General features: G+C 52.8%; 22 protein-coding genes and 1 riboswitch. Of the genes, 20 read left to right on the top strand and 2 right to left on the bottom strand.

Annotated features, from left to right (window positions below; all coding sequences use genetic code 11):
* Nucleotides 1-54 precede the first annotated feature (54 nt).
* The 14 genes from MCJ35_RS14680 to MCJ35_RS14615 all read left to right on the top strand — a co-directional run bounded on the left by MCJ35_RS14680 (nucleotide 55) and on the right by MCJ35_RS14615 (nucleotide 16,429).
* A complete protein-coding gene (locus MCJ35_RS14680; protein ID WP_081739250.1) occupies nucleotides 55-1,665 on the top strand; it encodes an ABC transporter substrate-binding protein in 1,611 nt (536 codons plus the stop codon).
* Between the two features lie 36 nt (nucleotides 1,666-1,701).
* Complete coding sequence (locus tag MCJ35_RS14675) at nucleotides 1,702-2,664, top strand: ABC transporter permease (protein WP_008717764.1); 963 nt, start codon at nucleotides 1,702-1,704, stop codon at nucleotides 2,662-2,664.
* Nucleotides 2,654-3,541, top strand: a complete 888-nt coding sequence (locus MCJ35_RS14670) for an ABC transporter permease (protein ID WP_025486584.1) — start codon at nucleotides 2,654-2,656, stop codon at nucleotides 3,539-3,541. The genes MCJ35_RS14675 and MCJ35_RS14670 overlap by 11 nt, the downstream gene beginning before the upstream one ends.
* Nucleotides 3,542-3,552: 11 nt before the next feature.
* Nucleotides 3,553-4,530 carry an ABC transporter ATP-binding protein gene (locus MCJ35_RS14665; RefSeq protein WP_025486585.1) on the top strand — a complete coding sequence of 326 codons (978 nt, stop codon included), beginning with the start codon at nucleotides 3,553-3,555 and terminating at the stop codon, nucleotides 4,528-4,530.
* Between the two features lie 2 nt (nucleotides 4,531-4,532).
* The gene (locus tag MCJ35_RS14660; protein WP_025486586.1) at nucleotides 4,533-5,486 is read left to right on the top strand and encodes an ABC transporter ATP-binding protein; all 954 of its coding nucleotides are present in this window, start codon (nucleotides 4,533-4,535) and stop codon (nucleotides 5,484-5,486) included.
* Between the two features lie 39 nt (nucleotides 5,487-5,525).
* The gene (locus tag MCJ35_RS14655) at nucleotides 5,526-6,755 is read left to right on the top strand and encodes a lactonase family protein (protein WP_008717760.1); all 1,230 of its coding nucleotides are present in this window, start codon (nucleotides 5,526-5,528) and stop codon (nucleotides 6,753-6,755) included.
* Between the two features lie 19 nt (nucleotides 6,756-6,774).
* Nucleotides 6,775-7,653: a DAPG hydrolase family protein gene (locus tag MCJ35_RS14650; protein ID WP_034577980.1), complete on the top strand. Its 879-nt coding sequence runs from the start codon at nucleotides 6,775-6,777 to the stop codon at nucleotides 7,651-7,653.
* Between the two features lie 91 nt (nucleotides 7,654-7,744).
* Nucleotides 7,745-8,662 (top strand): alpha/beta hydrolase fold domain-containing protein, encoded by a 918-nt coding sequence (locus tag MCJ35_RS14645; protein WP_025486588.1) that lies wholly within the window; start codon nucleotides 7,745-7,747, stop codon nucleotides 8,660-8,662.
* Between the two features lie 21 nt (nucleotides 8,663-8,683).
* Nucleotides 8,684-10,045, top strand: coding sequence for an MATE family efflux transporter (locus tag MCJ35_RS14640; protein ID WP_008717755.1), 1,362 nt, complete (start codon nucleotides 8,684-8,686; stop codon nucleotides 10,043-10,045).
* 101 nt (nucleotides 10,046-10,146) lie between these two features.
* Nucleotides 10,147-10,357: riboswitch (cobalamin riboswitch) on the top strand.
* Between the two features lie 475 nt (nucleotides 10,358-10,832).
* A complete protein-coding gene (locus MCJ35_RS14635; protein ID WP_025486590.1) occupies nucleotides 10,833-11,912 on the top strand; it encodes a sirohydrochlorin cobaltochelatase in 1,080 nt (359 codons plus the stop codon).
* A gap of 101 nt (nucleotides 11,913-12,013) precedes the next feature.
* Nucleotides 12,014-12,976 carry a hypothetical protein gene (locus MCJ35_RS14630; protein WP_488473300.1) on the top strand — a complete coding sequence of 321 codons (963 nt, stop codon included), beginning with the start codon at nucleotides 12,014-12,016 and terminating at the stop codon, nucleotides 12,974-12,976.
* Entirely contained in the window at nucleotides 12,973-14,283 is a 1,311-nt protein-coding gene (locus tag MCJ35_RS14625) for an ABC transporter substrate-binding protein (protein ID WP_025486591.1), read from the top strand. Before MCJ35_RS14630 ends, MCJ35_RS14625 begins: the two co-directional genes overlap by 4 nt.
* Before the next feature lie 12 nt (nucleotides 14,284-14,295).
* Nucleotides 14,296-15,315, top strand: a complete 1,020-nt coding sequence (locus MCJ35_RS14620) for a FecCD family ABC transporter permease (RefSeq protein WP_025486592.1) — start codon at nucleotides 14,296-14,298, stop codon at nucleotides 15,313-15,315.
* A gap of 10 nt (nucleotides 15,316-15,325) precedes the next feature.
* Nucleotides 15,326-16,429, top strand: a complete 1,104-nt coding sequence (locus tag MCJ35_RS14615; protein ID WP_025486593.1) for an ABC transporter ATP-binding protein — start codon at nucleotides 15,326-15,328, stop codon at nucleotides 16,427-16,429.
* Between the two features lie 72 nt (nucleotides 16,430-16,501).
* Here the strand turns inward: MCJ35_RS14615 and MCJ35_RS14610 are convergent, their stop codons facing one another.
* A complete protein-coding gene (locus tag MCJ35_RS14610) occupies nucleotides 16,502-17,974 on the bottom strand; it encodes a GntR family transcriptional regulator (protein WP_025486594.1) in 1,473 nt (490 codons plus the stop codon).
* Between the two features lie 220 nt (nucleotides 17,975-18,194).
* Between MCJ35_RS14610 and MCJ35_RS14605 the strand changes: the two genes are divergently transcribed.
* The 6 genes from MCJ35_RS14605 (at nucleotide 18,195) to metF (ending at nucleotide 25,506) form a co-directional block, all read left to right on the top strand.
* The gene (locus MCJ35_RS14605) at nucleotides 18,195-20,627 is read left to right on the top strand and encodes a response regulator (protein WP_025486595.1); all 2,433 of its coding nucleotides are present in this window, start codon (nucleotides 18,195-18,197) and stop codon (nucleotides 20,625-20,627) included.
* 78 nt (nucleotides 20,628-20,705) lie between these two features.
* Nucleotides 20,706-21,431: a precorrin-2 C(20)-methyltransferase gene (gene cobI / locus MCJ35_RS14600; RefSeq protein WP_025486596.1), complete on the top strand. Its 726-nt coding sequence runs from the start codon at nucleotides 20,706-20,708 to the stop codon at nucleotides 21,429-21,431.
* On the top strand, nucleotides 21,418-22,266 hold the full coding sequence (locus tag MCJ35_RS14595; RefSeq protein ID WP_025486597.1) for an ABC transporter ATP-binding protein: 849 nt from the start codon (nucleotides 21,418-21,420) through the stop codon (nucleotides 22,264-22,266). Before cobI ends, MCJ35_RS14595 begins: the two co-directional genes overlap by 14 nt.
* Nucleotides 22,257-22,994, top strand: a complete 738-nt coding sequence (locus MCJ35_RS14590) for an ABC transporter permease (protein ID WP_025486598.1) — start codon at nucleotides 22,257-22,259, stop codon at nucleotides 22,992-22,994. The genes MCJ35_RS14595 and MCJ35_RS14590 overlap by 10 nt, the downstream gene beginning before the upstream one ends.
* A 135-nt stretch (nucleotides 22,995-23,129) precedes the next feature.
* Entirely contained in the window at nucleotides 23,130-24,554 is a 1,425-nt protein-coding gene (locus tag MCJ35_RS14585) for a DUF512 domain-containing protein (protein ID WP_025486599.1), read from the top strand.
* Between the two features lie 88 nt (nucleotides 24,555-24,642).
* Nucleotides 24,643-25,506 (top strand): methylenetetrahydrofolate reductase [NAD(P)H], encoded by an 864-nt coding sequence (gene metF / locus MCJ35_RS14580; RefSeq protein ID WP_130789858.1) that lies wholly within the window; start codon nucleotides 24,643-24,645, stop codon nucleotides 25,504-25,506.
* Between the two features lie 22 nt (nucleotides 25,507-25,528).
* On the opposite strand, the gene MCJ35_RS14575 is transcribed toward metF, so the two are convergent.
* Nucleotides 25,529-26,428 (bottom strand): LysR family transcriptional regulator, encoded by a 900-nt coding sequence (locus MCJ35_RS14575; RefSeq protein ID WP_034577960.1) that lies wholly within the window; start codon nucleotides 26,426-26,428, stop codon nucleotides 25,529-25,531.
* Nucleotides 26,429-26,676 lie beyond the last annotated feature (248 nt).

The raw sequence follows: 26,676 nt of genomic DNA, 5'->3' as shown, positions 1-26,676 counted from the left end.
GAACAATAAACATTCATTTTGCGGGGGCAAAATAAGAGAAAAGGGGTAGCGGGAATGAGACAAATGAGAAAAAAAACGATTGCAGCAATGTTGGCCTGTGCAATGGCAGTATCACTGACCGGCTGCGGTTTTGGCGGCCAGAAGACCACGGCGACGGCGGCTTCCGCCGGAACGGAACAAAGCCAGGACATGGCCGATGGGAAGAAAAAGCTGGCCGTGGGTCTGTACGGAGGACTGGATTCCCTGAATCCCTGGACCAGCGGCCGTATTACAAAGGATATGGTCACATACACACTGTATGAGACACTGGCCAGCTGTCAGAGCGGTTCCGCGGATCTGGAACCGATCCTGATGAAGGATTATGAGAAAGTGGATGATGTAACCTTCGATGTCACGATTTATGACAATATTAAGGACGCAGCAGGCAATCCGGTTACGGCGTCCGACGTGGTGTTCAGCTTTAACCAGTACAATAAGAACTGGGCCACGGTGGTGGAGGAGGCCCTGGTAAAGGATGAGTACACGGTGGAACTGAAACTCAATACGGCAGCGGCAGGTGCATTTGAGTATATTGTGTGTAAAGTTCCAATCGCCACCGAGAAGTCATACAATGACAGCCCGGACCAGTTTGCAACCACATCCTGCGGCACCATGCCCTACACGGTGAGCAACTACGTGGCGGGAACCTCCATAACCCTTGAGAAGACGGATTCCTACTGGCAGACGGATGAGCTGGCCTATCCGGGAAGCGTGGCCAATGCGGATATCATAGAATTTAACATACTGGAGGAAGCAACACAGCTGGCGCTGGCCATTGAAAAGGGCGACATCCAGGTCGCCATGTTCATCCAGCCAAGTATGCTGGATGAGGTTGCAGCCAAGGATGGTATTGAAATTTACGGTGTGCCCTCTTCCGAGGACAGAGGCATCATGTTCTGTATGACGGAGGACAGCCCGTTTTATGATAATCTGGAACTGCGGCAGGCCGTGTTATATGCCATTGACAATGAATCAGTGGCAGAGGCATGCGGCTATGGATATGCAGAACCCAGTAAGGTGACCTGCGGCAGCAAAGAGCTGACCATCGGTTATGATCCCTCATGGGAGAGCAGTCCCTATGCGTACGACACGGATAAGGCCAGGGAACTGCTTGCCAAGGCCGGTTACGGGGAGGGAGGACTGCATCTGCGTCTTCTGGCAAACAACAACGGAACCATTACGACCATGTGGCAGATCATACAGGCCAACCTTCTGGATGTGGGTATTGACGCGGAGCTGAATGTGTGCGAGGGAACCACCTACGGCGCATACAGGGACGGCACCAGCGGCCAGTATGAGATGGCATATGCAGGGCCTGGCAATTCCGGATACGCCACACAGGACTTATGGAACACCCTGTTCAACCGGAAGAATTATGATTCCGGCAGGACCTGGGCAGGCCTGCTGGACGATAAGCTCCAGTCCCTTTACGATACACTGGCTTCTGCGGATGGATATACACAGGAAAATGTAAACGCATTTTATGATTACATCACAGATAACGCTTATTACTATGAAATCTACAGCATGCCTGATTACGCCGCCTATAATTCGGCAAAGGTAACGGGATTCTATACGGACTGGAACCGCTTCATCCGCGTGAATACCATTGAGCTGGCAGATTAATCATGCATCCCTGCCTGTGAGGAGGAGATAAACAATATGCTTAAATATACATTAAAGAGGATTCTGCTCATGATACCGGTCATATTCGGTGTGGTAGTCCTTGTATTCACACTGATGCAGCTTACCCCCGGCGACCCGGCCCAGGTCATACTGGGAACCACGGCAACCGATGCGCAGATTAACGAACTGCGGGAATCCATGGGCCTGAATGACCCTTATATTGTACAGCTGGGACGGTATTTTTACGACGTGTTCATCCGATTTGACTTTGGGACCTCCTATATCACCAATGTTTCCATTACTTCGGAAATGGTATCGAGATTTCCCAAGACCCTGATTTTCGCGGTATCCGGTATGGTCCTGTCATTGGTGATCGGAATCCCCCTTGGCGTCACGGCAGCTGTCCACCAGAACCGTTTTCCTGATTATGGGACCATGTCCCTGGCCCTGGTGGGCACCTCCCTTCCCGGGTTCTGGTTTGCCCTGGTACTGATCATGCTGTTCTCCAGCAGGCTGGGATGGCTTCCCGCCTATGGGATTGGGGGAATCAAGTACTGGATCCTGCCAATCGTATCCACGGCGTTTGCGGGAATGACCACCATGGCTCGGCAGATGCGCTCCGGTATGCTGGAAGTCATACATGCGGACTATATCACCATGGCAAAGGCCAAGGGCGTCAAGCAGAAGGCAGTGATTTACAGACATGCGCTGCCCAATGCGCTGATTCCCGTGATTACGGTGGCCAGCATGAGTTTTGGCACCTCCCTGGGTGGAACCCTGATAGCGGAAACCATATTTTCCATTCCCGGCGTTGGCGTGTACATTGTAAATGCAGTGAACAACCGTGATTATCCTGTGGTGCAGGGCGGTGTAATCCTTCTGGCAATCACATTTTCCATCATTATGCTGCTCTGCGACCTTCTGATAGCAGCGGTAGACCCGCGTGTCAAGGCCCAGATTACCGGAAGCAGGAAAAGGGGAAAGAAAGATGACAAGTGAATTGAATGTAAAAGGCGCGGTTCTGGAACCCAGACGCCAGAATCAGTTTGTTAAGATAATGAAACAGCTATCCTATAACAAAGGGGCCATGCTGGGCGGAATCATTTTTCTTCTGGTATTCCTGGCAGCAGTATTCGCACCGGTTCTTGCACCCTATGATTATGCGGCCATCAGCGTGAAAGAGCGTCTGACCGGACCCAGTGCGGCCCATCTGTTTGGGACGGACCAGATGGGCCGGGATATATTCAGCCGTATTCTGTACGGGGCACGTTATTCGCTGACCATCGGTATCGGCTCCGTGGCCCTGAGCACCGGACTTGGGATTGTATTTGGGGCTGTGTCCGGTTATTACGGGGGAAGGATTGACAACATCATCATGAGGGTCTGTGATGTAATCCAGTCCATTCCCGGCCTTATCCTCAACATCGCCCTGGCCTGCGCCCTGGGGCCTGGTATCTTTAATACCATTCTTGCCCTGGGATTTGAGGGGATTGCAGGTTCAGCCAGGCTGATGCGTTCCTCCATATTGAATGTAAGGAAGATGGAATATCTGGAAGCTGCCTCCATCGGCAATTGCAGCGACATCCGTATCATGGCAAGGCATGTATTCCCCAATACCTTTGCGCCGATGCTGGTGCAGGCCACCATGGGGGTGGGGGCCAGGATCATGATGGCAGCCAGCATGAGCTACATTGGAATCGGGGTCCAGCCGCCTATCCCGGAATGGGGGGCCATGCTGGCGGACAGCCGTAATTTCCTGATGGAATATCCTTACATGTGTCTTATTCCCGGCATCTGCATCATGATCGTGGTCCTGTCGCTCAACCTGCTTGGCGACGGCCTGCGGGATGCCCTGGATCCAAAGCTTAAGAAATAAGAGGAGAAGCCATGAGCGAACATAAACCATTTTTAGAGGTCAGGGATTTAAATGTAGAATATGTGACCAAAGAGGAAACCGTACATGCGGTGAACGGCGTATCCTTTCAGCTGGAAAAGGGTAAGGTACTGGGACTGGTCGGGGAGACCGGGGCAGGTAAGACTACCATTGCCCGCACCATCCTGCGCGTGCTCCAGGAGCCGCCTGCCCAGTTAAGATCGGGGGCTGTCCTTCTGGAAGGGAACAACCTGCTGGAACTGTCGGAACAGGAGATGTGCCAGGTACGCGGGGAGAAAATCACAATGATTTTCCAGGACCCCATGACATCCTTAAATCCGGTCATCACGGTAGGACAACAGATAGCGGAAGTGATTGCGCTTCACAGCGATATTCCCAAGAACGAGGTGTACAAAAGGGCGCAGGCCATGCTGGAGAAGGTGGGGATCCCTGCGGAACGCTATGGTGAATATCCCCACCAGTTCTCAGGCGGTATGAAGCAGAGGGTGGTCATAGCCATTGCCCTGGCCTGTAACCCCCAGCTGCTGCTTGCAGATGAGCCGACCACGGCCCTGGACGTGACCATCCAGGCCCAGGTGCTGGAGATGATGCGGGAGCTGAACCGGGAGAATGATACCACTACCATCCTGATTACCCATGATTTAGGCGTTGTCGCCGAGATGTGCGACCAGGTGGCTGTGATTTACGCAGGGGAGATTGTGGAATCCGGCTCCCTTAGGGATATATTTAAGTCACCCTCCCATCCTTATACGATTGGATTATTTGGCGCCCTGCCGAAGGTGAACCAGGAGGTGGAATGGCTGCAGCCCATAGACGGGCTGCCGCCGGACCCCACCAGCCTGCCGGAAGGATGTAAATTCCATCCGCGGTGCCCCCGGGCATCGGATGCCTGTAAATGCAGCCAGGTTGGGCTTAAGGAAGTATCGTCAGGACATTTGTGCCGCTGTCTGAAGGCGGGGGAGGAGGTGTAGGGATGGATCATCTGATAGAAGTGCAGAATCTGAAGAAATATTTTAAAACAGGCAGGGGAACGCTGCATGCGGTGGATGACGTATCATTCACCATCCCCAAAGGCACCACCCTTGGCGTGGTAGGCGAATCCGGGTGCGGGAAATCCACCCTGGGCCGCATGCTGGTCCATCTGCTTGAAAGCACGGATGGGCGCATCCTCTTTGAAGGCGAGGATGTCACGACACTTGGAAAGCGGGATATGAAGGACTATCATGAGCATGCGCAGATGATTTTCCAGGATCCATACTCCTCACTGAACCCAAGATATACCGTGGAAGAATCCATCCGGGAATTCCTGGTGGTGTCAGGTAAATTTAATAAAAGTGAAATCCAGAGAAAGACCACGGACCTTATGGACCTGGTGGGGATTGCGCCCAGGCTGCGCATGTCCTATCCGCACGAACTGGATGGAGGCAGGCGCCAGCGGGTGGGGATTGCAAGGGCCCTGGCCCTGAATCCTGAGTTCATCGTGTGCGATGAACCTGTTTCCGCCCTGGATGTGTCCATCCAGGCCCAGATACTGAATCTGTTAAAGTTCCTGCAGCAGGAAAAGAACCTGACCTACATGTTCATCACCCATGACCTTTCCGTGGTAAAGCATATTTCCGATAATATATGCGTCATGTACCTGGGGCAGCTGGTGGAAACCTGTCCTTCAAAGGAACTGTTCAAAAAACAGTACCATCCCTATACGAAGGCGCTGCTTTCCGCCATCCCGTCCATTAACATCGATAAGAAGATGGAGCGTATTGTACTGAAGGGCGAGATTACATCCCCCATTGATCCCAAACCAGGCTGCCGGTTTGCGGCCCGCTGCGTCCATGTGTGTGAAAGATGCCACGAGCCCCAGAGGCTGGAAGAAATCAGCCCCGGACACTTTGTGTCCTGCTGCCGGGCCAGGGAAATCAATCCATAAGATGTGAATATGAAATAACAGGAAAACAGGAGAATCAGTATGACTGAAAAAATATATGCTTACGTGGGAAACTGGGGATTTGCTCCGGCGCCAAAGGGAATATCCATCTTTCAGTTCAATCAGGAAACAGGAGCAATGGCCCTGATTGAAACCATCCGCTATGACATTGCCGCAGGACAGCTGTGTCTGGACGCAAAGAACCGGATCCTGTACGCGGTTAATGAATGCGGGGAGCGGAGGGGGGAAATCGGCGGAGGCGGATATCTGCTGGCATTCCGTATCAACCCGGAGACAGGGGGGCTTACGCTGATTAATGAGAAGGAGTCGCTGCTTCCCGAGCCATCCTATCTGTGTCTGGATAAGTCGGGGAAATATCTCCTTACGTGCCACTGTGCGGATCCCTGGCATGTGACCAAAATAAAGAAGAATGAGGATGGGACATTCCAAAATGAAGTCCTGTTTGACGATACTGCAATCGTGATGTTCAGGATACGGGAAGATGGAGGAATAGGTGATGTATGCGATGTGGCCATAACCCCGGGAACGGGCGGAAACGGTCCGAATTCACGCAAGAACGTGGACCCGGTCACCAATCACATACAGCTGGTCCAGGTCATCTCCAGGCTCCATGCAGTGGTCCAAAGCCCGGGCGGAGGGATGTTCGTGGCCTGCGACAAGGGGATGGATAAGCTGATTGCATTTAAGCTGGACCGCAATCAGGAGAAGATTGTGATTACGGATGAGTATGTGACCGAGGAGGTTGCCTGTTTCCCCAGATACGGCACCTTCCATCCCACCCTGCCGGTATTCTATGCCAACAATGAAAACCTGGCGCAGCTGAACTGTTTCCACTACGACGAGGATGCAGGTAAGTTAGAACTGTTCTGCAAGGTGAAACTGCTGTCCGAGGAGGTGGGGCTGATTGAAGGGAAGCCGGTTGGGGCGCAGGACATCCTGATCCATCCGGATGGAAGGACACTCTATGTCACACTGTGCGGACTGAACCAGATTGTGGTCCTTTCCGTTGGGGAGGACGGGATCCCGGCAGTAAAGCAGAACATACCGTCCGGCGGCAATCTTCCAAGGGGTATCAACATTTCCCCGGACGGCAGATTCCTGGTATCGGGCAATATGGTGTCAGGGGATATCACCACATTCTTCATCCATGAAAACGGGATGTTAGAATCCACCGGAAAACTATATAAAGCAGTATCGCCATCGGCCATCCAGTTCTTCCGGGCCGGGATGGACGATGCGGCTGCACAATAAACAGAAAGAGGATAATGATATGAGCAGAAAAGGAATCATCGAAGTAAGACCGGAACTGGACCCAAGGGAGAGGGAGCTTCCCCTTGCCAAATACTATGACCTGCCGTTATATGAGCTGGCGCCCCGTGAGAGGGAACTGATTGAGCGGGGATGCCCTGCAGATCCGGCAAAGGCCATCCTGCCGGAAAACTGGCTGAATCTGCTGCAGCCCGAGGGGTATCAGGAACTGGAATACGGATACTGCCACATGCCGGACGGCACAGGGTATATCGCAGTGTACACAACTTATCCCAGATGCACGCCGAAGATGCTGGCCTGGTATTTCCGCTGGCTGAATATCCCGCCGAAGAGCCAGCCTGTGGGGCCCATGGGATATGATAATATCAAGTATAAGATATGGAATCCGGCCGACCATGTGGGCCATGGGTTCATCAATGGAAAGGATAAGCAGGATGGCATCTGGACCGTGGAATCCCTGGACTTGGGGGCGGGAGAGGCTAAAACGTATACCATACGCCATGCAATCAACCTGAGGGAATTTGGCCTGACGGAGGAGAAGGAGCAGGAACTGAAAGCGGCTGGCTGCTTCGTGGACTGCGCATATGAGACGTTCCACACCATGGATGCGGAACATAAACAGTTAGGCGGCATGCATCTGTGCCTGACGCTTTCCAGACAGAGTCCACTGGGATATATGGAGAAATGCAGCCGTGAATGGATCGGCTACGGCGTCAGGGACGGAAAAATCGTGAAGGATGATACGACGCCGGATTACATGTTCAGTGACGCGTATTTAAAGAAGGTAATCACCCACAGCACGGTGGAAGCGCAGCAGCTGGGCGTGTTCCTGGCTGATTTATATGAGGAATACCATGAACTGCCGGATGATGCGGACTGATACCGTGGATTGGCACCCTATTGACTGGCATTTGCGTTTGACGGTATCTGCAGTCCTTGGAACGCATACATTGGAGAACGGGAGACAGTAAATGAAAGAACATATGTTATCACCTGAGACAGCCAAACAGACGGTAAATCACATGTTATCACCCGAAGTGGCCGGGCATATCAGGAGGAAACAGTTTGATATCCCATACAGTGGCGATTCACAGTCCCAGAAACTGGATATCTGGTATCCCAATGAGGAGAAGGAAGGTCCTTATCCGGTCATCCTGTTTTTTCACGGCGGAGGATTCATGCATGGGGGCAAGGGAGAGGACAGCTCAGAGCCGGTGCTGCGCGGGACAGACCGCGGATATGTGGTGGTGGACTGCGAATACCGGAAAAGCAGGGAGTCCCGCTTCCCGGCCATGGTGTATGATGCGAAAGCGGCAATCCGTTATTTGAAAGCCAATGCCCGGCGTTACCAGCTGGATCCGGACCGGATTGCGCTGTGGGGACCGTCCAGCGGCGGCTGGCTGGTGTCCATCACTGCATTGACGGAGGGCAATCCCGCATTTGAGGATTTATCCATGGGAAATGGCGGGTATGACTGCCGGGTGGCGGCTGTCATTGACTGGTGCGGGCCATGCGGCGGCTTCCTTGCCATGGATGAGGCGTTTGAACATACAAAAAAAGGAGTGCCGGACCACAATCTGCCGGACTCCCCGGAATCCGTCTTCTTAGGCAGCCCTCTTCCGGAGATACCGGAACTGGTCAGGCTGGCCAATCCCTGTACATATGCACACAAAGCAATCCCTCCGTTTTTGATTGTCCATGGGACCGGTGATGCTGTGGTTCCTTATGAGCAGTCGGAGACATTTTTCAGGACGCTGCAGCAGGCCGCCGGGCCGGATAAGGCAGAGTTATATACCGGGGATGGGGCACCCCACCATGGGAGGAACTGGTGGCATGAGCCATGGTTATCCGATCTGTGTTTTGATTTCCTGGACCGGAATATGGGCTGATTGGATTAGGAGGATAAGATATTGGAGCAAAAAACAGTAAAAGAGAATAAGATGGGGAATGCCCCGGTGGGGGGACTGATCTTCCGTTTGTCGGTTCCTCTGATGATTTCCATGCTGGTCCAGTCCCTTTATAATATTGTGGACGGTATATTCGTATCCAGGATCAGTGAGGACGCGCTGACAGCCACTTCCCTGGCGTATCCCGCCCAGATGCTGATGCTGGCGGTGGCGGTGGGGACCGGCGTGGGGGTGAACTCCCTGTTGTCCAGGAAGCTGGGACAGAAAAATTATGAAGAGGTAAATCAGGTGGCTACGGAGGGCCTGATGCTGGCAGTCCTCTCATCCATGGTGTTCATTGTTCTGGGCGCGGCTGCAAGCGGGACATTCATCAGGGCATTTACCGATGACAGTGTAATCGCGGATTTCGGCGTACGGTATCTGCGGATCTGCATGCTCCTGTGTCCGGGAATCTTCCTGGCCACCACGGGGGAACGTCTGCTTCAGGCCACGGGCAATACCTTTTTAAGCATGATGGCGCAGATTGGGGGAGCGGTGACCAATATCATACTGGACCCCATCCTTATATTCGGCCTGTTTGGACTGCCAAGGATGGGGGTTCCCGGAGCCGCCCTTGCCACTGTGATCGGACAGTGGGTGGCTGCTGCGGCATCTTTGGGGCTGAACCGCCGGATGAATCATGAAATCCATTTTAAGATAAAGGGATACCGCCCGGATGGACATCTGATACTTGGGATTTATAAGGTTGGCATCCCCAGCATGCTGATGCAGACCATGGGAAGTCTTATGATGGTGGGTATGAATGCCATCCTTACGGGCTTTGCTTCCGCTGCAGTGGCTGCATTCGGTGTGTATTATAAACTGTGGACCTTTGTCTATATGCCGGTCAGCGGGCTGGCCCAGGGGCTGCTGCCCATTATCGGCTACAACTATGGAGCCAAAAATGGAGAACGGGTGAGGACCGCGTTCCGCTTAACCGTTACGGCAGCCATGTGTATCATGCTGGCGGGCGCGGCCTTGTTTTTCCTGATACCCCAGAGGCTGCTGGGCCTTTATGCTGCCGGGGATGAACTGATGGCAATCGGTACACCTTTAATCCGGATCATGTCCATTACGTTTCCGGTTGCAGCGGTTTCCATCACCATCGGCTTTGCCTGCTCCGCACTGGGAAACGGCATGGTCAGCATGCTCAGTACCTGTATGCGCCAGCTGGTGCTGCTGGTTCCCATGGCAGGATTCATCGCATCCCGTTATGGACTTAATTACGCATGGTATGCGGCGTGGATATCGGAGACAGTGGCGGTGTTATTTTCCATTTTTTGTTTTCACAGGGAATACCAGAAAAAAATAAGACCGATTTTATAATGTGCCATTCCTGATACAGGATATTTCTTTTTATCAATGACCACAGGAACAGAGTTGCTTTTTCTGCCAATAGATGGTAGGATATAGCATATCGAGTTTAGAGCAGCTGGTGCCGGCGGCTGAAGCTTCGTCATGGAGACATGACCGATCCTCCAGGCGCCGGGTAATAGGGAAACAGGTGTGAATCCTGTACGATCTCGTCACTGTAAGCCGGGAGCCCATAACCATTGTCATGTACAGCCACTGATCCGGTCCGGATTGGGAAGGCGGTTATGGGTGTTGAGCGGCAAGTCAGGAAACCTGCCAGCTGTTGGTACAGGAATATGGTTCCAGACCACGAGTAATTGGTCGTACCGGTTTACGGCGTTTGAAGCGCGCCTGGGCAGTCCTTTCCACCGTGATTGGTATATATCATGATTGATATATATGGGGAAATGGACCCCGCAGGCATGTTTATGACCGCAGATTTCTGACTCAGACGGTGAATGACTGCTTTTGCGGAAATCTGCTTCAGGGTATGGTTATAAGTATTTACAGCCCAGGGACGATTCCGCAGGGCATGCGGGTCCCTGTGAGGAAGGAATCAGATGCACAGGGAATGTTCCCTGTGTTTTTTTGTGTCTGCCGTACTGGGGAAATCTTCAGCTGCTTCTGGCGTATTCCTATATCTTGTCGGATTGCCGTCAAAGGACGTGCTCCCGATGCATCATCATGAGGGCATGAATTTTCAAACACGCCCTAAGATGGTTCCGGAACCGATATGGTTTAAAATAAGGAGGAAGAGAAGATGAAAATCAAGAAACTGGCAGTATTACTTACAGCAGCAGCCCTTACGGCATCAGCCGTGGCAGGGTGTTCAGGCACAAAGGAAACAGAGGCAGTGGCATCCGGTGCAGGGACAGGGACGGCAGCAGAAACCACAGCAGGAACCACGTCAGCGGAAACCACAGCAGCAGAAAACACGGCAGAAGAATCAGGTAAAGAGGAGGCTGCAGACGCAATGGCACAAGAAGATGAAGAGAACTATGATACAGGTGATGCTTCCAAGGATAACACCAGGAACCAGGACGGGATTGGTGAGGATGAGCTTCTGGTGGTCAGCTTCGGCACCAGCTACAACGATAACAGGCGCCTGACGGTAGGGGCCATTGAGGATGCAATGGAGAAGGCATTTCCGGATTACTCTGTCAGAAGGGGATTTACCAGCCAGATCATCATTGACCATGTGAAGTCACGTGACAATGTTGCTATTGACAATGTGGGCGAGGCGCTTGAACGTGCGGAGAAGAATGGGGTCAGGAACCTGGTCATTCAGCCCACCCATTTAATGGACGGCCTGGAGTATACGGATCTTGTGAATGAAGTGGCGGGGTATTCAGATGCCTTTGATAAGGTGGCAATCGGTAAGCCGCTTCTGACCACGGATGATGATTTTAAAGCTGTCATGAAGGCTGTTACCGAGGCAACGGCTGAGTACGATGACGGGGAAACAGCCATCTGCTTCATGGGGCACGGTACAGAGGCGGATTCCAACCATGTATACGCAAAGATGCAGGATATGCTGGCAGATGCAGGATATAAGAATTATTACGTAGGAACGGTTGAGGCGGAGCCTGGTCTGGAGGATGTCCTTGCCAAGGTTAAGGAAGGCAGTTATAAGAAGGTAGTCCTGGAGCCGTTAATGATAGTGGCAGGCGACCATGCCAACAACGATATGGCGGGGGACGGGGAGGATTCATGGAAAACTGCATTTGAGGGCGCTGGCTATGAGGTGACGTGCCTTGTACGCGGCCTTGGGGAGATGGAAAAAATCCAGCAGCTTTTTGTGGAACACGCACAGGCGGCAGTGGATAGCCTGTCAAAGTGATTGGGTAAAAAAGTTATCAGGTAAAAAGGTTATCAGGTAAAACAGGAAGAATGGGCGGTCGGGACAATGTTGCTGATCGCCCTTTTAAAGGTGGAATGAAGATGAGATTTAAAAAAGCAGGATTATCTGCAGTCATGATTGCAATGATGCTTTTGGCTGGGGGATGTGGGGGCGGAACGCAGGCAGTTGGAAGCGGGGCACAGGCAGAAGGAAGCGGGGCACAGGAGCCAGGGGCTGGTGCACAGGCAGAAGCAACCGTAACACAGGCGCCAGAAACTGAATCAGACCAGGATAAAGGAGAAACCACTCCCAGGACCCCGGACAGTGAAGCCAATGAACAGACACCTGTATACGCTGATGAGATAAAAGACGGGGTATATCCTATAAAAGTGGAATCCAGCTCCAACATGTTCCAGATTACCGCCTGCGAACTCACGGTAAAGGACGGCACCATGAGCGCGGTCATGACCATGGGAGGCACCGGATACCTGAAGCTGTATATGGGAACTGGAGAGGCGGCAGGAAAGGCTTCCGAGGCTGATTTCATCCCATATGTGGAGACGGCAGAGGGCACGCATACGTTTAAGGTTCCTGTCAAAGCCCTGGATATGGAAATTGACTGCAGTGCATTCAGCAAAAAGAAGGAGAAATGGTATGACCGTGTCCTTATGTTCCGCTCTGATTCCCTGCCGCCGGAATGCTTTGCTGAGGGAAATGTCACAACGGCAGGAAGCCTGAGCCTGGAAGATGGGATGTATACGGCTGAGGTTGCCCTGACAGGCGGGTCCGGAAGGGCCTCCGTTGAATCCCCTGCATCCCTGAGGGTGGAAGATGGAAATGTCTTTGCAACCATTGTCTGGGGCAGCGCCAACTACGATTATATGAAGGTGGACGGTGGGAAGTTTGACCTCATAAGTACAGAAGGCAATTCTGCGTTTGAGATTCCGGTGGCTGTATTTGACAGGAATATACCGGTTATCGCGGATACGGTAGCCATGAGTGAACCCCATGAGATTGAGTATGGGCTGATCATTGATTCAGCCACAATTGTAAAGGTTCAGTGATGAGAACAGGAAAGATAATAACCACAACCATGATAATCTGTCTTCTGATGGCAGCTGCCTGCGGATGCGCCGCGCCAGGCCGGGAGACAGGCGCACAGCAGCAGACAGCAGGGCCACAGCAAGCAGCAGGGCCACAGCTAGGCCAGCAACCGGCGACAAGGCCACAGCAAGCAGCAGGGCCACAGCCAGGCCAGCAGCAGGCAGCAGGACCGCAGCCAGGCAGTCAGCAGACAGCACATCCGCAGCCATCCAAGGATTCCTGGGATGACCGGGAAGTCATCCGCAGCATGGAACTTCTGTACGCGGACCAGTTTTCCGTGGATTACTATGACGACGGATGCGCCATGATATCCATCAGGGACAGCGGGCGGTTCCTGGTGGTTCCTGAACAGGGAACACAGCCCGAAGGATTGCCGGAGGATGTGACGGTCCTGCGGCAGCCGGTTAAGAATATCTATCTGGTTGCAACCTCGGCCATGGACCTGTTTAAGAGCCTGGACGCCATGGACCGGATTACCCTGTCCGGCACGGACGCCCAGGGCTGGTATATTGAAGAGGCAAGGCAGGCCCTGGAAGATGGCGGTATGTTCTATGCCGGCAAATACAACGCCCCTGATTACGAGCTGATCCTATCAAAGTCATGCGGCCTGGCAATCGAATCAACCATGATCAGCCATTCCCCGGAAGTAAAGGAACAGCTGGAACAGCTGGGCATACCTGTGCTGGTGGAGCGCTCCAGCTATGAAAGCCATCCCCTTGGAAGGATGGAGTGGCTGAAGCTGTACGGGGTGCTTACCGGCCGGGAGGAGCAGGCAGAGGCATGTTTCCGGAAACAGATGGAGAACCTGAAGCCTGTGCTGGACCAGGATGCCACGGGAAAGACAGTGGCATTTTTCTACATCAGTTCCAACGGATATGTGAATGTGAGGAAGTCCGGGGATTATGTGGCTAAAATGATTGAACTGGCTGGCGGGACCTATGTTCCGGAAGGCCTTGACGGAAACGGCAATGCGCTGTCCACCATGAACATGCAGATGGAGGCGTTTTACGCAGCGGCAAAGGAAGCGGATTATATTATTTATAACAGCACCATTGACGGGGAACTGGAGTCCCTTGCCCAGCTGTTGGATAAAAGCAGCCTCCTGGCGGATTTTAAAGCTGTGAAAGAAGGAAATGTCTGGTGCACGGAGAAAAGCCTGTTCCAGGAAACCATGGGCCTGGGCAATATGATACTGGATATCCATCGGATCCTCACTGAGGAAGCGCCGGACCAGGAAGAAATGGCCTACATGCACAGGCTGCGGTAAGGAGTTGTCCCAATGTCTAAAAGAACATACACACAATACTGCATTACATTCAGCCTCCTGGGGCTTTTGATGTGTCTGCTGTTTTTATGGAATATTAATTCCGGCAGCGTCCATCTCACCGTGGGGGAGATAGGGAAAATCCTGCTGGGGCAGACAGATGAAGGGACCGCCTACCACATTGTGTGGGATATCCGCCTGCCCCGCATCCTGTCGGCCGTCATGCTGGGAGGGGCGCTGTCCGTGTCAGGCTTCTTGCTGCAGACTTTTTTTGCCAACCCCATTGCAGGCCCGTTCGTGCTGGGGATTTCTTCCGGCGCCAGGCTGGTGGTGTCCCTGGTCATGATCCTTTTGCTTGGCAGGGGCATATCCATCAGTTCCGGGGGCATGATACTGGCGGCATTTGCAGGGGCCATGATATCCATGGGGTTCATCCTCCTGATTTCGGGGCGGGTAAAGAAAATGTCCATGCTGGTCATCTGCGGCGTGATGATAAGTTATATCTGTTCTGCGGTGACTGACTTTGTCATCACATTTGCAGATGACGCCAACATTGTCAATCTTCATAACTGGTCCATGGGAAGCTTTTCGGGTATGTCCTGGGATAATGTCCGGGTAATGGCGGCCGTGATTTCCGTGTCGCTGCTCCTGGTGTTCTGGATGGCCAAGCCAATCAGCGCATATCAGCTGGGGGAGGTGTACGCCCAGAACATGGGCGTGAATATCCTGCGGTTCCGGGTGGCGCTGATCCTGCTCTCCAGCATATTGTCCGCCAGTGTGACAGCATTTGCCGGTCCTGTCTCCTTTGTGGGCATTGCGGTGCCGCATATTGTGAAGCGCATGCTGGGCACAGCCAGGCCCCTGGTGGTCATTCCGGGCTGTTTCATGGGCGGAGCTGTGTTCTGCCTGTTCTGCGACCTGATTGCCAGGACCGTGTTTGCGCCCACTGAGCTTAGCATCAGCTCGGTCACGGCTGTTTTCGGCGCGCCGGTTGTCATCTATATGATGGTGAAGAACAAAAAGGGCATGCAGTAAGGAGAAAACCATGGCAGAGGATTATATTGTTACAGAAAACATGACGGTGGGATATGGGAAGGTGCCTTTGATTGCCCGGATTGAAATCCACGTGAAGCGCGGTCAGATCGTGACCTTGATCGGGCCGAATGGAGCCGGGAAATCCACCATACTGAAGAGCATCATCCGGCAGATGGACCTGTTAAAAGGCGCCGTGTACCTGGACCATGCTTCCATGAAGGACATGACGGAAAAACAGATAGCCAGGCGTATGTCGGTGCTGATGACGGAACGGATACGGCCGGAGCTTATGACCTGTGAGGATGTGGTTGCCACCGGGCGCTACCCTTACACGGGACGGCTGGGGATCCTGAACCAGGAGGACCATGAAAAGGTAAGGGAAGCCATGGAACTGGTCCATGCAGCGGATCTTGGGAAACGGGACTTCATGGAGATAAGCGACGGGCAGAAGCAGCGGGTCCTTCTGGCGCGGGCCATCTGCCAGGAGCCGGAGGCCATTGTCCTGGATGAGCCTACTTCTTTTCTGGATATACGGCACAAGCTGGAGCTTCTGACCATCTTAAAGGATCTGGTGCGGGAGAAACAGGTGGCAGTACTCCTGTCCCTTCACGAACTGGACCTGGCACAGAAGCTGTCAGACTATATTGTGTGCGTCAATGGGGATACCATTGAACGCTGCGGGACCCCGGAAGAGATTTTCACATCCACCTATATCACACAGCTGTATGGGATTTCCAAAGGCAGCTACCATGCAGAGCTGGGCTGCCTTGAGATGGAGCCGGTAAAGGGAAAGCCGGAGGTCTTTGTCATAGGTGGGAATGGAAGCGGGATACCGGTTTACCGGAAGCTCCAGCGCAGGGGCATTCCCTTTGCGGCCGGTATCCTTCATGAAAATGACATTGATTATCCGGTTGCCAAAGCCCTGGCCGCAGAGGTGGTGTCGGAAGCTCCCTTTGAACTGATAAAAGATGAAACCTATGAGCGGGCGGCCGCCCTCCTTACATCCTGTGGACAGGTCATCTGCTGTCTTAAGGACTTCGGGCCGGTGAATGAGAAGAACCGGCGCCTGGCAGAACTGGGCAGGAGCAGGGAAAAAAATCATATGATGGGGTGAAACATACCGTCCCTTCCGGATGCGAGGCATAAGAATCCGGAAGGGGCGGTATTTTGTGGGAAAAAGTAAATGCTATTCAATCTGGGTATTGAGAAGAAGCCGGATGGAGGGGGACATGCGCAGTTCTTCAGCGGAAATCCCGCGCGACAGCAGATACCCTTCCGCAACAGGGAACAGCCTTGTGATCATTTCCCTCACGGCAGCGCCGCACTGGTCTGGTTCATGATTGCGCAGGCAGAGGAAGATGGCGTCTGAAAACTGCCGTATGATATGGTCGGATCCGGAAGCTTCCGGCAGGGATGCCTTCAGCGGGTAGCCCCAGAGAAGGAGTCCGTACAGCTTGGAGTAGATTTCCCGGATACCAGCCAGTGGATTGTGGGTGGCGATGCAGATCAGCAGATGCCATAAGGTAAAGGCGTGCTGCCCCGAATCCCGGTGCTGTTCAATCACGCAGACCAGCTGGGAGTATTGTCCCCGGGTAAGCGACAAAAGGGTGGAGCTGACCACTTCCTCACAGCTGTAGGCTATGATTTCAAAGGACTGCAAAAAGAGGGACAGGTTGCGGCGGACAGCAGGGCTTTGGAAGTCAGGAAGGTTGCAGCGTACGCCTGCAGGGAAGATACGGGTCCCCACGCCATTGACGGAAACCGCTGCGCCTGTCTGGTTCAGCATATGGATGGTCCGGCGGACCGTGCTGACGGATACGTTATATTTCTCAGACATCTTCCCATAGGAAGGAAGATATTCCGCGTCCTTGTATTCCCCCAGATAGATTCCATGGAGGATCCTCATGGTCAGCCCATAGCAGATCTGGGGCCTTTCCCAGTAAATCCGCCAGACAAAGGAAACCGGTTCACTTTCCGTCATAGGGGCCAGTGAATGCCGGATGAATTGGAACGCCTTTTTTACGGAACTTCCCTGAAAATAAAGCAGCGCTTCATGAACCTGTTCCCTGTCCCCGGCCTTGCACAAGGACAGGATGGCTTCCAGCTGTTCCCGGACATGCATGTTTTTCCTCATGGAAGCTTCTTTATTATTACTGATGAACATCAGGCCAAGAAACAGGGAGGTTTCCCAGAACAGATTCATGGCCAGGGGATTCTCCAGCTTCTGCAGGGCATAACAGAACAGATAGAGGACATCATCAGCTCCGGAACGCTCCACAAAGGGGGCGATGTATGCCAGGTCCTTATCGTCCATGCGCATGAATCCTTCCGTCATCAGAGGGATGCAGACCATCTCCACGGCCCTGGCTAACCCGGAAGCAGCAGCCATGCGCCCTGAAAAGAACTGGCGGATAAAAGCCCTGTATTCTTCATCGGTCTGCCTGAACAGGACCCTTGTCTGCCTTCCGTTGTGCATGTCAATATAGCCTTCTGCACGCAGCCGCTGTAAGGCAGTGGCCACGGTCTGTGCGGAAACACTGAATTCACGGCAGAGGGTGTCGATGGAAGGCAGGGTATCTCCATATTGGTAATATTGGAAATGGATGCGGAAAAGAAAGTACTGGTAAATCAGGTTATGGACCCTTAGTTTTGTTTTCAACAGTCAAATACCTCGTATAATAAAATGAATTCTTTCGTCATGCAGTCTATTTTATCATTTTATGGAGGCCATTTCCAGAAGTCTGTTGAATTTTCTTTATACTTGAATTATAATAAAAAGACATGCACATGAACAAGGTACCTTGCGTTATGCAATCACCGGGAAGCAGACAGTATGGGTGTTATCAGGAAAAGAAATAGGACCAGGGGGAACCAACAGGATGACGGAACAGGAAAAGAAAAACGCAGCCGGCCGGGACGGGACCAACGGCATGCCGGCCGGTTATGAATATGACACGCTGATGAACCTGCTGAGGGTCAGTGTAAGCAAGCATTTGCTGGATGAGCATTTCACACTGGTCTGGGCCAATGAATTTTACTATGACCTCATTGGCTGGCCGCGCGGTGAATACGAGGAAATGTTCCATAACCAGCCGGACCTTTACTATCAGGATGACCAGGAGCTGTGGGATGACCTTACCCAGACCGTCATAAAGGCACTCGAGTCGCGCCAGGGCGGATATCAGATGGTATCGCGCCTCAGGCGGAAGAACGGGGAGTATATCTGGGTCCAGTTCTCCACCAGGTTTTCAGATGAATATATAGACGGGTACCAGGTGGCGTATTCCGTGCTTACGAATATTGATGACCTGGTGCAGATGCAGAGGGAGCGGTCCGTCACATATGAGAACCTTCCGGGTTTTGTGGCAAAGTACAGGATTGACCAGGACCTGGGCATGGTCCTGCTGGACGCCAACGCCCGTTTCATGGAGTATTTCGGGGATAATACAAACGGGGAGCTGCATGCCCTTCAGGGACAGAACATAAGGGACAATATGGAAACAATCCAGTCCCACAGGAACGAACTGCTAAAGGGGGAGCCGGTCCGTTTTGTCATGCATGTGAAGGACAGGAAGGGACAGAACCTGTGGCTTCAGGTGAACGCTGCCTGCATTGACTGGCAGGAGAAAAGCCCTGTATACCTGGCTATCTTCATCGATATAACCGATGTGACCGAATTAAGGGAAATGCAGAAAAAGCTGACGGAGCAGACAGCGGCCCTTAAAGATGCCCTTACCGTGGCAGAACATGCCAACCGGGCCAAATCAGACTTCCTGTCACGCATGAGTCACGAAATCCGCACCCCCATGAATGCAATCATCGGCATGACCACCATTGCAGCAGCCTATATTGACGATAAGCAGCGTGTGGCGGACTGCCTGGAAAAAATAGGGTATTCATCCAAGCACCTGATGACACTGATTAATGACGTGCTGGATATGTCCAAGATTTCCGAGGGAAAGATGAGGATTGCCCACGAACCGTTCAAACTGGAGACCGTGGTGGAGTCCATTTCCTCCATCATCTATCCGCAGGCCAGGGAAAAGGGGCTGGACTTCACCGTGCCTCTGGTGGAACTTACGGAAACGGAACTGATAGGCGACTCCCTGCGGCTGAACCAGGTCCTTCTCAACCTTTTATCCAATGCCCTTAAGTTTACCCCCAAAGGCGGCAGCATCCGTATGGAAATCCGGCAGATGCTGAAAAAGGACGGCAAGATCCGGCTTCGTTTTACGGTAAGCGATACAGGAATAGGAATGAGCAGCGCATTCATGGAGCGTCTTTTTGTGCCCTTTGAACAGGAAGACATGTCCGCGGGCCAGAACGCAGGAGGCACGGGCCTGGGGATGCCCATTACCAAGAATCTCGTCACGCTGATGGGCGGCACCATAACCTTGCAGAGCGAGCTGGGGAAAGGGACATCCTTTACCGTGGAGCTGGATTTTGACCTCCCGAAGGATAAGGGGAAAATGCCTGCGCCCAAACAGTATGTGATGGAATCCCTGAAGGTGCTGGTGACGGATGACGACAGGGACAGCTGCGTCCATACAGCCCTATTGCTGGAGAACCTTGGAATCCGGTCGGACTGGGTCCTGACCGGTAAGGAATGTATAAACCGCGTCCGTCTGGCCCACCAGTCCGGGGAGGATTATGACGTCTGCCTCATTGATTTAAGGATGCCGGATATGGATGGGGTTGAGGTAACCCGCCGGATAAGGGAAATCGTGGGAGCCGGGACCATGATCATCATCATAACGGCATATGACTGGGGTGCAGTTGAGAACAGCGCCAGGCAGGCCGGAGCCAACGCATTCATTACCAAGCCTATTTTCGCCTCCACCCTTTATGATACCCTGCTTTCCGTGACCGGAATAGAACGCGCCGTTCGCCCTCCGGCAGGAAAGTCACAGCGTCCCGAACTGGCAGGGCATCACGTGCTGCTGGTGGAGGATAATGTGCTCAACCGCGAGATTGCAGTGGAACTGCTGCACATGGCCGATATCACGGTGGAATGTGCGGTCAATGGAAGGGACGCCGTGGACCAGTTCCTGGCCCACGGTGATTCCTTTGACCTGATCCTCATGGATGTACAGATGCCGGTGATGGACGGCTACGAGGCAACCCAGGCCATCCGCGGCCTGACCCATGAGAGGGCCGGGAGCATCCCCATCATAGCCATGACGGCCGACGCCTTCCATGAGGACGTGGTGAGGGCCGGGGAGGCTGGTATGAACGGGCATCTGGCAAAGCCCATTGACCCGGATTTATTATATGAAACCCTGGCCGAATGGATTGGCGGACATTTTCATTAAAATAGCGGGAAAGAATTGCTCTTTGAGTTTTGATATGTTACCATGTCATGGTACGAAGAACGAAAAGAGGAATGGAGTATGGGAAAATTATACGGAATCGGCGTGGGGCCGGGAGACCCTGAACTGCTGACCTTAAAGGCATACCGGATCCTTAAGGAGGCGGATGTCATATTCTGCCCTGAAAAGGAAGCCGGGGCGGGCAGTTTTGCATTTGACATCATAAAAGACCTGCTTAAGGATACAAAGGCCAGGATTGTGGATCTGGTCTATCCCATGCATTACCACGGTGTGAAGCTGCGCCGGATGTGGGAGGAGAATGCGGCCCTGATTGCAGGGGAGCTGAAGGAGGACGGGACAGGGGCGTTCATCACCCTGGGGGATCCGGCTGTTTACAGCACCTTCATGTACACCCTGCCATATATGGAACAGGCGGGCGTTGAAGTGGAGGTCGTACCGGGAATCACATCCTTCTGTGCTGTGGCGGATTCCATGAAGATGCCCCTGGTGGCCTGGGATGAGGACCTTGTGGTGGCGCCTGTGCGCAAGAACAGCAGCGAGGACCTGGGAAAGGTATTGAGGGAGCACGACAATGTGGTGCTGATGAAGCCTTCCTCCAATCAGGAGGCGCTGATCCAGGCCATCCGTGAAAACCATCTGGAGGATAATTTTGTCCTGATTACCAAGTCTGGAACAGGGGAGGAGCGCCTGGTCACGGATTTTGAGGAGCTTAAGCAGTACGATATCCCTTATCTTTCAACCATCATCATTAAGAAACAGGGGAGGCAGACCCATGATTGTGTGTGACTGCCTTCATAAGACATTCGGAACGGTCACGGCGGTGGACGGGGTGTCCATGGAGATAAAGGACGGGACATTCCTGGGACTGCTTGGTCCCAACGGCGCCGGGAAGACAACGCTGATGCGTATGATGACCGGCTTATTAAGCCCGGATACGGGAACCATCCTGTTTGACGGGCAGCCCATGGACCGGAACGCGGTGGCGGTCAAGCAGGCAATCGGCGTTACCAGCCAGCACATCAACCTGGACAAGGAGCTGACCGTGGAAGAGAATATGGAATTTGCAGGCCGCCTTTACCGGATGGGAAAGGCGGATATTGCTGCGTCCACGGACAGGCTCTTAAGCTTCCTTGGCCTGGAATCCGTGCGCAGGCGGGTATCCCAGAGCCTGTCAGGAGGCATGAAGCGCAAGCTGATGATTGCCAAGGCCCTGATACATGATCCCAGGTATCTGTTCTTAGATGAACCAACGGTGGGCATCGACCCCAATGCCAGGCGGGATATCTGGGATTTCCTCAGGATGCAGCACAAGGAGGGGAAGACCATCCTCCTGACCACCCATTATATAGAGGAGGCCCAGCACCTGTGCGATGACGTGATGCTGATTGACGGGGGAAAGATATTCCGGGAGGATACCCCGGAGGGGCTGATTGCTGAAATCGGGCCTTTTAAGGTGGAATACGAAGGGAAGGATGAGCGGATGAAGGCAGAGTTTTTTGGAAGCCTGCCGGAGGCAAAGACCAGGGCGGCCTCCCTGGATGTGCCATGCAGCGTTCTGCCCTCCACCCTGGAGGATGTGTTCTTCCACCACACCAGCAAGGGGGTGGGAGGATGGAAATAACCACGATTCTATGGAGGGAATGGCTGTTCCTCAAGAGACGTTTCTGGCGGGTCACATTTTCACAGATGGTGTCCCCCTTCCTGTATTTCGTGACCTTTGGGATGGGCCTGGGGAGAATGATGGATGTGGGCGGGCGGCCCTATCTCTATTACCTGATCCCGGGACTGCTGGCCATGACCACCATGCGCAACAGCTATACGTCCGTATCCACCCGTATCAGCGTGATGCGGCTCCATGAAAAAAGCTTTGAATGTTATTTTTATTCCCCCACCCGGATGTATCTGCTGGCTGCGGGGCATATCCTGGCCGGCGCGCTGCGTGGCATGTATTCCGGCGTGTTCATCGTGATCCTGGGGCTGGTATCCGGGGCGGACCTGGTGTTAAACGGCTGGCTTCTGACCGCGGTAATCCTTAATTCACTGATATTTGCAGCCCTGGGCTTCTTTGCGGCCATGATGATTGAAAGCCATTACGATATGAATAACTTTACCAATATCGTGATTACCCCCATGTCCTTTTTGTGCGGTACCTTCTTTTCCCTGGACGGCATACCACAGGCATTAAAGTGGGTTGTGGACATCATGCCCCTGACCCATACCACCCGCCTGATCCGGGAAATCTCCTTTGGGGGCGGCGTAAGCTTTTTGTCCATGGGCGTATCGGCCCTGTTCGTGGCATTGTTTACAGGCTGCTGCGTGTGGTCCTGTTACCGTGAGGCGAAGGCGTGACTAGTACTGCGTTGCGTAGATAACTGTGAATAAAAGGGAATGCAGAAAAGAAAAGGGTTAGCCCTTGAAAAATGCTTCCATTACTGCTATTCTGGTCTGTGTGAATTGAATAAATGATAGGTCGAGGGATTACAGTTGAAAATAAAAAAGAATGAACATGTGATAAAGGAAGTGTTTCCCGGTTCCATTGCAGAAGAAATGGGGATTGAACCAGGGGATGTGCTGCTTGCAATCAATGACCAGGATGTGGAGGACGTCTTTGATTACAGGTACATGATAAAAGATGAATATATTGAGGTGCTGGTAAGGAAACAGGACGGCGAGGAATGGCTGCTGGAGATTGATAAGGAGTACGACGACGATTTGGGCATTGAGTTTGAAAACGGACTCATGAGTGACTACCGCTCCTGCAGCAACAAGTGTATCTTCTGCTTCATCGACCAGATGCCGCCGGGGATGAGGGATACCCTGTATTTTAAGGATGACGATTCCCGCCTTTCTTTCCTGCAGGGGAATTATATCACCCTGACCAATATGAAGGAGAGGGATATTGAGCGGATCATCCGGATGCAGCTGGCGCCCATCAATATTTCCGTGCAGACCACGAACCCGGAACTGCGGTGTAAGATGCTTAACAACCGTTTTGCGGGGGAGAAGCTGAAGTATCTGCAGATGCTCTATGACGGGCATGTGGAGATGAACGGACAGGTTGTGTGCTGTAAGAATGTGAACGACGGGGCGGAACTGGAACGGACCATGGATGACCTGGCCCGGTACCTGCCGTTTTTAAGGAGCGTATCGGTTGTCCCGGCCGGAATCACCAGGTTCCGGGACAACCTGTTCCCCATCGGACTGTATACAAAGGAAGAGGCAGGGGCCGTGATTGACATGGTAGAAAGCCGCCAGCAGGAATACTATGACAGGTTCGGCCTGCATTTCATCCATGCAAGCGACGAGTGGTACATCACGGCAGGCCGGGAGTTCCCGGAGGAGGAGCGCTATGACGGTTATATCCAGCTGGAGAACGGCGTGGGTATGATGCGCATGCTCATCAATGAATTTGAGAAGGCCCTGGATGAGGTGGTTCACGGCGCGGGCCATGAAGCGCCGGCAGGGCAGGTAAGGCGTACGCTTACAATTGCAACCGGGAAGCTGGCATACCCCACCATCCGCGGGTTTGCGGACAAGCTGATGAAGGCGTTCCCCCACCTGACCATCCATGTGTATTATATCAGGAATGATTTCTTCGGGGAGACCATCACCGTATCGGGTCTGATAACGGGACAGGACCTGATCGGGCAGCTGAAGGAGCGCCAGGATAAGGGGGAGGACCTGGGCAGCGTGCTGCTGATTCCTTCCAATATGCTGCGCATGGGGGAACAGGTATTCCTGGACGACCTGACGGTGGAGGATGTGGAGCGGGAACTGGGCATGAAGCTGGCTGCGGTTGAGCCGGGCGGGAAAGAATTCATTGACGCTGTCCTGAATCCGGAATATACCATGGACCGGAACAATGAAAACTTTGTGTATATCAAGGCTTATGACAGGGATATAGTTTAAATCTATAGAAAGCCATAAAAAATAGGAATTATCCGCCTCTTTTCTGTTTGTGCTATGATGACTGCAATCAGGAAAGAGGGGAAAATGTATGAAGACATCGGAATTTTTTAAACAGAAAACAGTGCTGTCCTTGGAGGTATTTCCGCCCAAACGGACAGCGCCCGTGGATACCATATATAAGACACTGGATGAACTTAAGGGCATGACGCCGGATTTCATCAGTGTGACCTACGGGGCGGGAGGCAGTGAGAACAGCCGCGCCACCCTGGAGATTGCATCCTCCATCAAGCACAGGTACGGGATTGAAAGCGTGGCCCATATACCCTGCCTGCATCTGACAAAGGAAGATGCCGCAGAGATACTTTTACAGTTAAAGGCCCATCAGATTGAGAATATCCTGGCGCTGAGAGGCGACCGCATCCCGGACAGGGAGCCTGCGGGCGATTTTAAGTATGCCGCGGATCTGGTGGGATTCATCAGGGAGCACGGCGATTTTAATATCATTGGCGCCTGTTACCCGGAAGGCCATCAGGAATCCGGGGGCCTGGTGCGGGATATCCACAATCTGAAGCACAAGGTGGACGCAGGGGTCAGCCAGCTGATTACCCAGCTCTTTTTTGACAATGAGTATTTTTACCGTTTCAGGGAACGGCTTGACCTGGCGGGCATCCGGGTTCCGGTGGAGGCGGGAATCATGCCGGTTGTGAATAAAAAGCAGATTGAGCGCATGGTTTCCCTTTGCGGCGTCCGGCTGCCTAAAAAGTTCACATCCATGATGGAGCGGTACGGGGATAACCCGGTGGCCATGAGGGATGCGGGAATCGCCTACGCGGTTGACCAGATTGTGGACCTGGCGGCCCATGGGGTGGACGGAATCCATCTGTATACCATGAACAATCCCTATATTGCCAATAAAATCCATGAGTCCGTATTCCGGCTGATGGCTTCCTGACAGGGAAAGCAGGGGATTGGTATCACCGGATCAGCCGTTCCAGCTCCTCCAGGTACTTTTTAGCAAATTCGCTGAGATGCAGCCTGGGATTGGCAATCCATCCGATGAGCATGGATTCCTCTGTCTCCAGGGGGACGGCGATAATGGAATCACCGTTTAAATTGCTGTTGAGTATGCCGCTGCATATGGTATAGCCGTTTAATCCAATCAGAAGGTTAAAAAGGGTGGCCCGGTCGCTTACATAGATTACCTTTTTCCTGGGAATGGTACTCAGGATTTCCTCAGAAAAGTAAAAGGAATTCTGTTCCCCCTGTTCAAAGGCCAGGAATGGATAAGGTTCCAGCTCCTGGATGGAAACGCTTTTGCGGCCGGCCAGGGGATGGGATACATTGATGAATATATGAGGGTCGGCCTGGAGCAGGGGATGGAAGACAAGTCCATTTTCCTTAAACAGCTTCTCCAGCACCTTGCGGTTGAATTCATTGACATACAGGATGCCCAGCTCGCTCCGGTAGTTTTTCACATCATCTATGATTTCGTAGGTGCGGGTTTCCCTCAGGGTAAATTCATAGGAATCCGTATTCTGCCTGGATACCAGGTTGGCGAATGCATTGACCGCAAATGCATAATGCTGGGTGGATATGGAGCAGATCCGTTTTAAGGGTTTCCTTCCCGTATAATGCTGTTCCAGCAGTTCCGCCTGTTCCAGTACCTGCCTTGCATAGGATAGGAACTCCGTGCCTTCAGAGGACAGGGCAATCCCTTTGGGGCTGCGGTTAAAGATGGAAATCCCCATCTCCTTTTCCAGTTCCTTCACCGAATTGGAAAGGCTGGGCTGGGTGATGAAGAGCTGCTTTGCCGCCTCGGAAATCGAGCCGCAGTTTACAATTGTTACAATATACCGCAGTTGCTGCAGTGTCATGACAGATACCTCCATTGCTTTATGCCATGGAGGTATTTTAGCATATTTCAGACAAATAAGGAAAATATTTTTGTATTTAAACCGCTCCATGGAACTGGAAAAGGGCGCGGTTTCCATTCTTACATCTTTGTATTGCGCCGGTTCCGGCGCATATGTCCCGGACATATTCCATGCCAAAACAGGTTAAAATACCAGTGCAGGCTCCCTGGATGTCCTATCGTCCCAATAAAAATATAATAGAATATCCA

The sequence above is a fragment of the Enterocloster sp. OA13 genome (assembly GCF_022440595.1).
In the GTDB taxonomy this organism is placed as follows: Bacteria; Bacillota; Clostridia; order Lachnospirales; family Lachnospiraceae; genus Enterocloster; species Enterocloster hominis.
This window is presented reverse-complemented; position numbering and strand designations above follow the sequence as displayed.